Origin of the sequence: Schaalia suimastitidis DSM 15538 (genome assembly GCF_000429105.1) — a bacterium.
GTDB lineage: Bacteria > Actinomycetota > Actinomycetes > Actinomycetales > Actinomycetaceae > Pauljensenia > Pauljensenia suimastitidis.
In genome coordinates, this window is record NZ_KE386848.1 from 104,340 (window position 1) to 117,453 (window position 13,114).

The following is a 13,114-nucleotide window of genomic DNA, read 5'->3' on the forward strand; positions in this document are numbered from 1 at the left end:
TTAGGATCGAGGTATGAAGCCTCTTTACGCGAATCTGACCGAACCTAGTCCCCTTCAGGACGGCGCACTCCGTGTCATCCCTTTAGGTGGCCTAGGTGAAGTCGGACGCAATATGAACGTCCTAGAGTACGACGGAAAACTCCTCATTGTGGACTGTGGCGTGCTGTTCCCAGAAGAATCGCAACCCGGTGTGGACCTGATCCTGCCTGATTTTTCGTGGATTAAAGACCGCCTTGATGATGTCGTGGCGCTCGTCCTTACCCATGGACACGAGGACCATATCGGCGCCGTGCCGTATCTGGCCATGCAACGACCCGATATCCCCACATATGGTTCCGACCTTACGCTGGCCTTTACGGAACCAAAGCTGCGTGAACACCGCCTACCCACCCCTGATTTTCATGTTGTTGCCGGGGGAGACACCGTCAAGCTGGGACCTTTTGATGTCGAGTTCATCACCGTCACGCACTCAATCCCCGATGCGCTCGCGGTGTGTGTGCGTACACCAGCAGGTACTGTCCTCATTACTGGCGATTTCAAGATTGATCACCTGCCGCTTGACGGTCGCCCCACTGACCTTCAAGCCCTTGCGCGAATCGGTGCCGAGGGGGTGGATCTATTTATGGTGGACTCGACGAATTCTGAAGTTCCTGGTTTTATTCCATCAGAACGCGAAATCGGCCCTGTTCTTGACCGCCTCGTCAAAGATGCCAGTGGCCAAGTCGTGGTGGCTTCCTTCGCCTCGCATGTGCACCGTGTACAGCTGGTGATGAATGCTGCACTGGCTTCGGGCCGCAAAGTTGGCCTTGTTGGACGATCAATGGAACGCAATATGAAAATTGCGCAAGAAAAAGGCTACCTTACTGTACCCGAAGGGCTGATCGTTGACGCTGCTCACCTCAATGAATTGCCGCCAAGTGAACGGCTGTGGATGGTGACGGGTTCCCAAGGTGAACCAATGGCTGCCCTTGCTCGCATCAGTGTTGGCAATCACCGAAGCGTCACTATTGATGCTGGTGACACAGTGATCCTCGCCGCATCACTGATCCCAGGGAATGAAACCGACGTTAACCGCGTCATTAACGATCTGACGCGCAGCGGTGTCAATGTCTTCCACAGGGGCAATGCCAAGGTGCACGTGTCGGGCCATGCCTGCCAAGGGGAGCTACTGACCTTCTACAACCTAGTGCGCCCTACGAATGTCATGCCGATCCACGGGGAAATCCGTCACCTAATTGCCAATGGTCAGCTTGCGGTGAGCACAGGCGTTGACCCTGCCCGGATCGCATTGGCTGACGGTGGTGTCACAGTTGATTTGAAAGACGGCGATGCCCGTATCAGTGGGCAGGTACCGTGTGAACGGGTCTATGTGGATGGCAAATCCATTGGCGATATCTCTGAAGATGAACTTGCGCAGCGTCGCACGCTGGCTGCTGAAGGTTTCGTGTCGATCTTCGCTGTGGTCGATAAAGATATGGGACAGGTGCTGTCTGCGCCTGTGATTCGCGCCATCGGCATGGCAGAAGAATCCAGTGTATTCGACGAAATCCTGCCCGAGCTGACAACCGCACTGGAAGACGCGGCTGCACCGGGCGGCGTAGACGCATACACTCTCCAACAGGTAATGCGTCGTGTCCTTGGTCGATGGGTGTCCAGGCGTTTGCGACGTCGTCCGATGATAGTTCCGGTAGTCGTCCTCCAGTAAGGCAAAGGTGTGAGCGGGCGCTTTATTTCCACGCATTCGGTGGTGCTTGTCCTGCCGATGAATATCGACACGCTGCCCGAACGCGGCGGGTCGGTAAAAGCGTCCACGGCCATGTCCCGACCGGGCGGTGGCTTCACCACCTTGTCTGCTGCCTCGGCGATTGGGGCGCGGGCCGCGTTGGCCTCGCCTCTAGGTACAGGCCCGAACTCTTCGACCGTACGTCAACAGTTGGCGGCAGCCGATGTCACGATCCTCACGCAGGAACTTGTTGGTGATATTGGCGTGGCCATACAACTGCTGGAAACAGATGGATCGCTGACTTCGGTTGTGACAGCCGGCGTAGAATCGGAACCGTCACGCTCCGCATTGGATGCGATTGTCCTTCAACCAGGCGACATCATCCATATATCTGGCGCAGACCTGGCGATTCCAACGTCCGCGGAAGTCTTGGCTGGGTGGGGTGCGGCCCTGCCTGCCTCAGTAAAGCTCGTCGTGTCAGTGGCGCCGGCGGTGGACCAGGTTCCAGCGTCGGCCTGGAAACACTTGCTGGGCCGAGCAGATATCGTCACGATGAATATTCGGGAAAGTGAAGGTTTGCGTCGCAGCCTCAACACGCTTGAACCGGGCACCTCACTTCGCGATTATTTGCGTCCTGAAGCGGCCATCGTGCGCCGGATGGGTGTGATGGGGGCACAGATCGAGGCTTTGGCTGATGGTGGCTGGGTGGAGGTGCCGCGCTTCCTTTCGGTTACTGTCGATACCGCGGGGGTGGGCGATACACATATCGGCGTCATGTGCGCTGCCCTCATTGAACATGGTGACCTTTTCGAGGCGGTGAGGTGGGCTAATGCGGCGGGTGCTTATGCTATTTCGCACGAGTCAGCTCTGCCAGTCCCAAGTCGTCGACAGGTCGAAGATATCCTCACGAAAGGGCGTGTCGGCTGACTGGGCGTGAGCCACTAGGCAGTAGCTACACGGCGAGGCACACGAGCACTGTGTGGTGATGCGCTAGCGTAGATACATCATGGCTCAGAAGTCTTCCCCGAAAAATCCCGCCTCGCAGCGGGTCGGCACGTCGAAAGCTCCGGCTCAAGGCGCTCTTGCCCGTACCTTCGCTGCGTTGGGTCGCGCAGGTATTGCCGCCGTGCGCGCATGGCGCGCTGTTGATCCGCAGGTGAAACGTGATGCGCTGGCTTTTGCGAGTTTGGCTGGCGCTGTCCTAGTTGCGTTACGTGAATGGTTCGATATTTCTGGCCAAGCAGGTGCCTTCATCCACCTGCTTGCAGCGGGCTCGGTGGGGATCTTCGCTGTGGTCCTCCCGTTGGCTCTGGTGGCATTTGCTGTTGAGCTTTTCCGCGCACGCTCAGGTAACTCAGCGCTACCACACCACGTGGCCGGAGTCGTCGGTGTGATCGTGGCACTGACGGGCTTGGTACATGTGAGTAAAGGCAACCCAGCGTTGTCACCCTTTTCAGCGATTGAATCAGCTGGCGGCATTATCGGCTGGTTCGTTGCGCGACCGTTGACGAATCTGTTGTCGCCATGGGGTTCGGGAGCAGTCCTCATATTGTTGCTGATCTATGCCCTGTTACTCGCCACACGTACCCGGGTCGCAGACGTGCCGGAGAAAATACGCCAGCTTGTGGCCCGTTTCAAGGCAACGACAACGACAGACGAAGGTGATACTGCGCGGGCGCGTGATGCTTTCGAACAGGCACGCAAGCGTGGCCGCGAACAATTAGCTGCGGGGGATGACCCGTTCCTTGAGCAATATGACGGCAACGAGGCATTCCGTACCCCACTTGAGCACAGCACGCAGGTGTTATCACAAACCCAGGAGGTCGCGGATGCTGCAACGACTGTTGCCGCGGAGCCAAGCCCAGCGACACCATCTGCACCTGCTGCGAGCGATGCCCCCACCGAAGCCATCCATGTGGTGCCGGCGCTGACTGAAACGGAACAGGTACCCCCTGCCGAACCTGCGCCCGCACCGGTTCATGAATTTGCCAGCGAGGTGGAAGAAAATATTACCTACGCCTTGCCCAGCGAGGAACTGCTGGTGCGTGGGGCACCCCATAAGACACGTTCAGCGGTCAACGACCAGGTCGTTCACGCCTTGCAGCAGGTTTTTGCTGAGTTTAATATCGACGCGAAAGTCACCGGTTTTTCCCGCGGCCCAACAGTTACCCGATACGAGGTCGTTCTTGGGCCCGGCGTTAAGGTCGACCGCTTGACGAATCTGTCGAAGAATATCGCCTACGCGGTGGCGTCAGCAGATGTGCGCATATTGGCGCCTATTCCAGGTAAGAGTGCCATTGGTGTGGAAATACCTAATGCGGACCGTGAGACGGTTGCCTTGGGTGATGTGCTGCGGTCAGGTGCCGCTAAGCGTAACCATCATCCACTAGTCGTGGGTGTTGGTAAGGATGTTGAAGGTGGCTATGTTGTCACCAACCTTGCCAAAACGCCGCACCTTCTGGTTGCGGGTCAAACCGGTTCCGGTAAATCCAGTTTCGTTAACTCGATGATCACCTCGATTATGATGCGTGCCACGCCGCAGCAGGTCCGCATGATTCTGGTGGACCCTAAACGGGTAGAGCTCACAATATACGAGGGGATTCCCCACTTGGTGAGCCCCATTATTACCGACCCAAAGAAGGCAGCTGAGGCACTTGAATGGGTCGTGCGTGAAATGGATAGCCGCTACGACGACTTGGCAACCTACGGCTTTAAACATGTCGATGACTTCAATAAGGCAGTGGAAGAAGGCAAGGTTCAGGCTCTGCCGGGTCTTGAGCGCAAATTGCGTCCCTACCCGTATCTGCTTGTTGTGGTCGACGAACTCGCAGACCTCATGATGGTGGCACCACGTGATGTCGAAGCCTCGGTTCAACGTATCACCCAGTTGGCGCGTGCTGCTGGTATTCACCTTGTTTTGGCAACGCAACGACCGTCAGTTGATGTTGTCACGGGTTTGATTAAGGCAAATGTGCCATCCCGTTTGGCTTTTGCGACCTCTGCCCTTGCGGATTCGCGCGTCATCTTGGATCAGCCAGGCGCCGAAAAACTTATTGGACAGGGCGACGCACTGTATCTACCCGCAGGCCAAGGTAAGCCAATGCGTGTCCAGGGCGCGTGGGTGACTGAATCGGAGATACACCAGATTGTGTCGCATGTGAAGTCTCAGATGCAGGCTTCCTACCGTGACGACATCGTTTCTGCTGCCCCGGCCGCAAAAGTGGCTGAGGATATTGGCGATGATCTTGATGATCTTTTGCAAGCCGCCGAACTGGTGATTTCGACGCAACTGGGTTCCACCTCGATGCTTCAACGTAAGCTGCGTGTTGGTTTTGCTCGCGCAGGCCGATTGATGGACCTGCTGGAATCCAGAGGCGTTGTTGGCCCGTCGGAAGGGTCCAAGGCACGTCAGGTTCTGGTACAGCCAGAACGTCTGCCGGAAATCCTTGCGATGTTACGAGGCGAGGCGGCAGCTCCTGCCGCTCCGACGGCCCCTGCCACTTCAGCACCTGCCGCTCCGGCGGCCCCTCAGTTATCCTCCGCTGCTCCGGCAGCGCCCGCTGTGCCTCTCTCTGCCGCACCAACACCTCAGACAGTGTCCGGCACGTCATTACCTGCTGGCCCTGAGCCGACCGACTCTACGGGAATCTCGTCTGCTGGGGCCAGCGGCGCTCCAGCCGATGCCGCCGCTCAGCACAGCCTCGGCCAGGCGGTGCATTCCACGGACGCTTCACCTCAGGCTGACCATGTTGATGACAACGCAGCGTGGTCAGCCTCCAGCGCTGCTGAACCGAAGCAGCACGGAGTGAAAGTCATGACAGGGTTACCCGTACCTGTCCTACCTCAGGACGATGTCGTTGAAGACGATGACCCGTATTCCATCGGTGATTTTTCTTCCTCCGCTCCAGGCTCGGCGTGGGTAGATGATGAGGGCGACGAGAGTGAAGACGCGTGGAACCTGACGGGGCGGTATTAATCCTCGTATAGGATGGGTTTATGGCCTCGAATGTCTCCCGCGCTGAGCACAGTGCCAAGGGCGCCGCGTGGAACGTCCCTAATGCGCTGACTGTGCTGCGCCTCGTCCTTGTCCCAGTGTTCCTTGTACTGGTCCTGACGGAGGGTATCGTCCCTCGATGGTGGGCACTTGCGGTTTTTTGTGTGGCAGCAGCGACCGATTTACTTGACGGTAAGATCGCGCGGGCCAGTGGTACGGTCACCGATTTTGGTCGCATTGTCGATCCGATTGCCGATAAGGCACTGACCCTGGGTGCCTTCGTGATCCTTTCCGTTGATGGGTTGATTCCCTGGTGGTTCACGATCGTGGTGGCGGTGCGAGAACTTGGCATTACCGCCCTGCGTGCGATCTTACTCAAACGCGACATTGTGGTTTCTGCAAGCTCGGGTGGCAAACTCAAGACAGTCTTGCAAATGCTCTTTATTGTCCTGCTCCTTGTCCCATGGGCCACGTTTGTCAACGATCAGGTGTTGACGTGGCTCGCCTACGTGATCTACGCGATTGGTGGGGCTGCGTTGGCGGTGACGGTATGGTCGGGTGCGCTTTATGTTGCCGACGGGTTACGGTTGTGGCGTAAATCCGATACTGAGATACCCGCCGACCAGGAAACGGATTCACCCCAGCAGGAGGCCAACAGCGCAATACTTGGCGAAGCGGCGGAGTTGACTAGGGACGAGGCCACTGGCGGGGTGACTGCTGGCGACAACGCTGGCAATGAGGAGTAAGTCACGCCACTGCGAGATGTTGCACGTTCCCTGAGGGTGGACCTGCAATGCGTAGGCGCATATTGGCGAATAGAGTAGAGACATGATGAGTACTCGCACCACCACGCCGCTACTGCGTACCGAAGTCGGTGACGTATTGCGTCATATGCGGCAAATGCAGGGGCGTACCCTGCGCGAGGTGTCCGCGCAGGCTCAGGTTTCCTTGGGTTACCTTTCTGAGGTCGAACGTGGACAAAAAGAAGCCTCCTCTGAACTCCTTGATGCGATCTGTGTGGCGTTAGGAGTGCCGCTGTGGTTCGTCCTGCGGGAGGTTGCTGATCGGATGGCCGAGGCGGATGGCACGGTTGTTCCCGTTGCTGCACCCGCTCCTGTGCCCGTCACCCTTATTTCCTAAGGTGCGTCGCTCCGAGTTTTGGGCGGCGGTCGACGACGTTTTCGGTCCTACTCTTGGTCGCTCGATGGCTGCAGACCTGTATTTACCTTCGCTTGGTGCTACCGCGCAGGCAGCCATCGAGAGCGGCTGTGATCCTGACCATGTGTGGGCAGCTCTCGTTGAGGAAACAGGACGTGGTCCGCAGGTGCGCTGGATCCACCGGATTGACCCGAAAGATCGGCGCCAACGCCAATAAAACGCTGTGCGTGAACGCGGTGGTATCCGTGGTGGCGCGCCTAAGGTATGGGTGGAGTCCGTATTGCACCTTTGACCCGTATTGTTTCGCCGCTGGTGGGGACGACAGCCACAACGGAGAGTTCGTCTCCCAGGCGCTGCGAAAGTGCCGAGGCTGAATCGGGTTCCCCGTGGACGCAGAAGATTTGTGTCGGCTGGGGCACTAGGGCCGCCACCCATCCAAGGAGTTCGCTGCCGTCTGCATGGACCGAGAACTCCTCGTCGCGCACGACTTCAGCGCGCACTGCAACATAGGTGCCATACATTTTCAGGTGCCGTGCGCCGTCGGCCAATGCGCGCCCGCGTGTTCCCAGTGCCTGATAGCCGGATAAGACGACGCAATGCTGGGGGTTGGGCAACATATGTTCTAAGTGGTGCAGCACTCGACCACCTGTGGCCATACCTGAGGCGGAGATGATGATGCACGGCTCAGATGGGCGATTTAATCGTTCGGATTGTTCGGGTGTGTGCACCTCGCGTATATCAAGCTGCGGTAATGCCAGGTTGCCAACTGCCTCGATGAGTTCATTGCGGTGACGTTCAGCTTGATAAATGCGCAATGACGCTAGTGCCATTGGTGAATCGACGTAGATAGGTACTGCGGGGATACGGCCGGCGTCTTGCAAATCGGCAAGTGCTTTCAGTACGACCTCGGTTCGGTCCACGGCAAATGCTGGAATGAGTACCGACCCTGAGCGTTCGATCGTTCGGCGGATGGCTGATGCCAGTACCTCGTGGGCCTGGTCAACAGGATCAAAATGCTCCCGGTCGCCATAGGTTGACTCTACGAGGACAATGTCGGCACCTGGAGGTTTTTCTCGAGGCTTGAGTACAGGATGCGTGTCACGCCCCAGGTCGCCTGAAAAGAGGATCGATCCGCTGTAGGTGGCCAGATGTATTGAAGCCGAACCAAGGATATGGCCAGCGCGGTACCATGTGGCGACGAGGCCGTCACCGAGGTCTGTCGCTTGGTGAAAATCTATGGTGCGGATGAGCGGCAGGGTGTCTTCGACGTCTGTGACCCGGTACAGCGGGGCAGGGGAAGCGTGACGTGAATAGCCGCGACTTTGAGCGTATTCCGCATCGCGTTCCTGCAGGTGAGCGCTGTCTCGTAGGACAATGGCGGTGAGTTCCGCGGTGGCTGGGGTGCACCAAATACGTCCGCGGAAGCCATATTTGACGAGGCGAGGAAGCATCCCTGTGTGGTCCATATGGGCATGGGTGAGAAGGATATCGGTGACACTTGCGGGATCAACGGGGAAATCAGCCCAGTTTTTTCGACGCAAATCCTTGGGCCCTTGAAACATGCCGCAGTCGATGAGGATACGGCGGATTTTGTCGCCAGTGCGGTTGACGGTGAGAAGGTACTTGGAGCCGGTTACTGTCCCCGCAGCTCCGAGGAAAGTGAGTGTGGTCGTTCCCATACCACTAGCGTGCCTCCTTTGACGTATTTACGCAGCCGAATGGGCAATGAATTATTGAGAGGAGTTGACGAGAGACATCAAGCAATATGATAATGCGAATGATTATCAAATAGTTGTTCGGTATCTAAGGTTGTCTCGTGATCCCACATCCGTCCCCGTTAGCTTCTCATCGTCACCTGCGTGATATCAGCCTCGTGCTCTCAGCTGTACTCATTGCACTCGTTGCTATCGTGGTGGCAGCGCCCCACACCCAAGCGCAAGACGCCACCGTACGTGTCATCACCCATGGGCATACGCACGCCCCATTTGTCTCGTGGACCGACGATGATGACAACAATACCTTTTCCGCGCACATCGGCGTCGAAGCAGGGGAGGTATATGCCCCCGAAAATACCGTGCTGTGGATACGTCGTGGTGCCTTAGAGGAGCAGAGCGGGACTCCAGCTCAATCGCGGTATATTGTGCCCGCCAATGCCAATGCTGATCTTGGCTTTCTCGGTGGCGCAGGAACACCGTGGTTCATTGCCAATCAGAACAATAATACGGACTGGTCGGCCCCCTATGTTGGTCTCAATGACGACAAAAATGCGCCAACCTACCTATTTTCAGGCAATACATACGCCGTCGACTTGGTGGACGTGCGCGGACCAGGGCGTATGGAGGCATTTGAAACCAATGCTGGTGGTGTGAAACGACGATTCTCCAGCTCGAATCTTGCCTACCGCAGTTTCTTCGAACCCCGGCATTCTCACTATCACACGGTATTTTCTAAACCGGGCCTTTACCAGGTCGACTACGTTGCCTCAGCGCGACGTGAAGCCGATGGCACGCAATATCTCAGCCCCACAGCTACGATCCAATGGCAAGTGGGAGGCACCAATCCTGCTGAACGTACCTATCGTGACGTCAATGCCGCATTCCAAAGGGCACGCAGTGCGCAGCTGCCCGAAGCTTCGTTCACGATATCGCCTCATAACAGCGATCCACTCCTGTCCACCATGAGCTTTAGTAGCGGTGACGCCAATATCAACGGGCGTGTCGTCTTCCAGATCGACGGATATTTCCTTGCCGAGATCCCGACCACCAAAGGCGTTGCCCACTTCACTGAAATGCTGGGAGCAGGTACGTCGTTCTATCAGGCTGCATTCTTCCCGGACGCAGACACCACATCAGCTTGGGCCTCAGATATCGTCGAGTACACCACTGGACAGGCATCGGCCTCTACCAGCAGGGCAGTCAATGCTATCGTGCCTGCCCGCAACCATATCGACAATATTGCGCTTGCTGAAAGTCCCAGCAGTCCAGCATCACGTACGGTGTCCCTCGATTTTGTTCCAGAAGCGGGACATCCTGACCGGTATTGCATACTTGTTCAAGCAGGCGATCCTCACCTATCCGGCTATGTGAAGGTGCGTACGGGCCGTGACTATCATGAGCAGCGACAAGACTTCAAAAACCTTGGGACAGTGAAATTTGTTGAGGGTAACCTCGAAGAACAGGGCCGTTTTGAAACAGTCGAAGACTTCTCTGTCTACCGTAATAACGACACGTTGGCTGTGACCATTGTGCCGCATTCACGCCATAACCTTGCCGCCGGATCATTCGTCTTTCGCGGATTCTCCCTAGAGAAAACACGTCATTTTCTGCTGGACCTTTCAACAGGTGCAATCGCACCACGCGATGGTGTCACACCTGAGGTTCCAAAGGATGGCCCAGGAGAAGGCGAAGCCCCAAAGCCTGACGACAGCGTGCCGCAAAGCCCATCGAATGAGCGTGATACAACGAAAGTGACCCTTGATCGCGGACATCTCGACCTTCGCCTCGTAGCGACACCGACACAGGGACTCACCTTTGGACTCAATGACGATACGCTGCAGGTAGTCAAAGACCGCACAGTGCTGCGTGATCCGCGTTCAGTCACCCTGAAGGTTACTTCACGCAGCCTTAAAACGGATATTGGCCGCAATATCACGTCGACGTGGGATCTGCTCGGCGATGCCAACACGAGGCGCTACGTCCTTGATCAAAGCGGCGCGTATCAGGACAAAGAAATATGGCCAGGTTTTAGTACCGAAGGTATCGACTATCAGAAACATCATGTGCCTGCAGATATGCGGCTGCGGCTACGAGCGCTCACGCTTCCACAGGGTGGACGAGTCGGACTGAGTGTGGCGCACGGCCTGCAGGGGACCTTGGATATTCTCTTCGATTCTGCGCGTGAGGGTGAACAGACGATTCCGGCGCCACCAGGCACCCACATGCACGTGTCGTGGATATTCACTACCCCCGGAACCTACGTGCTGTCGTTAGATGCGGTCAGCGCTGATGGAAAAACACAGGTGGCACCAGCGGTACCTGTCACCTTTGTTGTTGAAGGAGAAGAGCAACATCCTCAGGCACCAACGCCCCAGACACCTGATAATCCTTCACCAGAGTCGAAAAAGCCCCAGACCCCTGAAGTGCCGACGCCCCAGCCGCAGGCGCCTGAACGTCCAGCACCTGAGGCGCATGCGCCCAAGGCTCCGAAGCCTCAGGTGCCGACGCCCCAGCCTCAAGTACCAGATCCCACAGTGCCGCAAATACCGCGCATCCCCGCTGCCCCACACAGTCACACGCCCAGCAATACGGCACCTGCCGGAGGCACATCCCACCTTTCTGCCCCTTCCCAACCACAACCGCAGCAGGCATCGTCAACCACCCCGGGCGGCGGTGTCAGCAGTAACGGCGCCCCCGCCTCGGCTAACTCACGCCCAAACCCGTCAATGCCCCAAGACCAGACAACCCCCCACAGTCAGTCGACCCCCCAAGGCTCGACTCGCACAGACGACGCTGACGGAACTGCGCTCCCCGAAGCGAAGGACGCCACCGTCATCCCCGAGGCTGGCGAACACACTCCAAACACGCAGAATCCCGATACAACAGGCAGTACCACGCAAAATGCCCCCGCACGTGGTGGCACAGCGCAATGGATACCGCTTGCTGTTGCCATATCGGTTGCTGGCGCACTTGGGGGAGGGGTACTGTTCCTGCTTCTACGACGCAAGGAACGGCCTCGGCCCTAGGTGCAACGCGACGTGGCTCATCCCTCACGAGCATTTTGGCGCGAGTTGGTAGCCCTAGCGTAGAATCAAGGAGTTGTCGTGTGCGCAAAGAGCGCACTGAAAATAGACGTTGGAGAATGACCCCGTGAAGAGCACCGTTGAGACTCTTGAACCCACCAAGGTTCGCCTGACCGTCGAAGTTCCCTACACGGAACTCGAAGCCGAAATGAAGAAGGCCTATAAAGACATTTCTCAGCAGGTTTCCATTCCTGGTTTCCGTAAAGGACACGTGCCCGCACGTATCATCGACCAGCGTTTTGGGCGCGCCGCCGTCATCGAACAGGTCGTGAACGAGGTTCTGCCCAAGCATTACTCCGCAGCAGTGGCAGAAAACGACCTGCGTCCAATGGCTCAGCCCGACGTGGAAGTTACCGAGATCCCCAATACCAGCGGCGCACAGGGCGGACAGCTCGTATTCACTGCTGAGGTGGCCATTGTCCCTGACTTCGAACTGCCCGAGTTGGACGAGACACTCGTTGTCGAGGTGGATACCACCGAGGTGACTGACGAAGATGTCACCAAAGAACTCGACGATCTGCGTGGGCGTTTCGCAACCCTCAAACCCATCACGCGTAAAGCAAAGACCGGCGATTTTGCCACCCTCGACATAGTGGCCAAGATCGACGGTGTTGAAGTCGACTCAGCTTTCGATGTTTCCTACGAAATTGGCTCAGGCTCCATGCTTGATGGCCAAGACAAGGCACTGCGCGGCGCAAAGGCAGGCGAAGAGGTGACCTTTACCTCCACCCTAAAAGGCGGAGAACATGAAGGTGAAGAAGCTGAAGTCACGATGACCATCAAAGCAATGAAGGTCCGTGAGCTACCTGAGGCTGACGATGACTTCGCCCAAATGGTCTCCGAATTCGACACCATTGATGAACTCATGGACGACTTGCGTAAGCAAGCAGGCGAAGGCAAGACCTCCCAGCAGGCACTCCAAGCGCGCGACCGCCTCGTTGAATCGCTGCTCGAGAAGGTGGAGATTCTTCTGCCTGAATCCGTGGTCGACCACGAGGTTGAGCACCGAGCAGGCAAAGATGCAAATGCCAAGGCAAAGAAAGACGCTAAGGCTGATATTGAACGCGAATTGCGTACTGAGTTGTTGTCAGAAGCCTTGGCCAAGCAGCTCAATGTGCAGGTCAGTCAGCAGGAGCTCATTGACTACGCCATCCAAATGTCCCAAACCTACGGTGTCGATATCAACCAGCTGTTCTCGAACCCACAGCAGATGTCGTCAGTTGTGGCCGATCTGGGACGCGCAAAGGCGTTGATTGAAGCCTTGCGTCTGATCACCGTGAAGGACACTGAGGGCCAGACCGTGGATCTGTCCAAGTTCCTCGGTGATGCGCCAGCAGAAGACGAGGCGGACGAAGCGGACGCTACTGACGCTGAGGTAGCCGACGAAGAGTAATCGCTTCGTACTGAGATTCGTTAAGACGCAAAGGCCGGGCTGTGTTGG

9 protein-coding genes are annotated in these 13,114 nt (G+C 57.1%); 8 read left to right on the plus strand and 1 reads right to left on the minus strand.

Annotated features, from left to right (window positions below; translation table 11 throughout):
- Positions 1–13 precede the first annotated feature (13 nt).
- The 6 genes from G438_RS0107365 to G438_RS0107390 all read left to right on the plus strand — a co-directional run bounded on the left by G438_RS0107365 (position 14) and on the right by G438_RS0107390 (position 7,092).
- A complete protein-coding gene (locus tag G438_RS0107365) occupies positions 14–1,705 on the plus strand; it encodes a ribonuclease J (protein WP_026460766.1) in 1,692 nt (563 codons plus the stop codon).
- 9 nt (positions 1,706–1,714) lie between these two features.
- Complete coding sequence (locus G438_RS0107370; protein WP_026460767.1) at positions 1,715–2,650, plus strand: PfkB family carbohydrate kinase; 936 nt, start codon at positions 1,715–1,717, stop codon at positions 2,648–2,650.
- Between the two features lie 79 nt (positions 2,651–2,729).
- The gene (locus G438_RS0107375; protein WP_026460768.1) at positions 2,730–5,699 is read left to right on the plus strand and encodes a DNA translocase FtsK; all 2,970 of its coding nucleotides are present in this window, start codon (positions 2,730–2,732) and stop codon (positions 5,697–5,699) included.
- Between the two features lie 20 nt (positions 5,700–5,719).
- Entirely contained in the window at positions 5,720–6,463 is a 744-nt protein-coding gene (gene pgsA / locus G438_RS11360; RefSeq protein WP_084403188.1) for a CDP-diacylglycerol--glycerol-3-phosphate 3-phosphatidyltransferase, read from the plus strand.
- Positions 6,464–6,545: 82 nt separating this feature from the next.
- Entirely contained in the window at positions 6,546–6,857 is a 312-nt protein-coding gene (locus G438_RS0107385) for a helix-turn-helix domain-containing protein (protein WP_026460769.1), read from the plus strand.
- 1 nt (position 6,858) lies between these two features.
- A complete protein-coding gene (locus tag G438_RS0107390) occupies positions 6,859–7,092 on the plus strand; it encodes a DUF3046 domain-containing protein (RefSeq protein WP_026460770.1) in 234 nt (77 codons plus the stop codon).
- Between the two features lie 40 nt (positions 7,093–7,132).
- Here G438_RS0107390 and G438_RS0107395 read toward each other — a convergent pair whose 3' ends face one another.
- Positions 7,133–8,554 carry an MBL fold metallo-hydrolase RNA specificity domain-containing protein gene (locus G438_RS0107395; RefSeq protein ID WP_026460771.1) on the minus strand — a complete coding sequence of 474 codons (1,422 nt, stop codon included), beginning with the start codon at positions 8,552–8,554 and terminating at the stop codon, positions 7,133–7,135.
- 137 nt (positions 8,555–8,691) lie between these two features.
- Here G438_RS0107395 and G438_RS0107400 point away from each other — a divergent pair, with 137 nt between their 5' ends.
- Positions 8,692–11,616 (plus strand): choice-of-anchor M domain-containing protein, encoded by a 2,925-nt coding sequence (locus G438_RS0107400; RefSeq protein ID WP_026460772.1) that lies wholly within the window; start codon positions 8,692–8,694, stop codon positions 11,614–11,616.
- A 124-nt stretch (positions 11,617–11,740) separates the two neighbouring features.
- Positions 11,741–13,066, plus strand: coding sequence for a trigger factor (gene tig, locus G438_RS0107405; protein WP_026460773.1), 1,326 nt, complete (start codon positions 11,741–11,743; stop codon positions 13,064–13,066).
- Positions 13,067–13,114 lie beyond the last annotated feature (48 nt).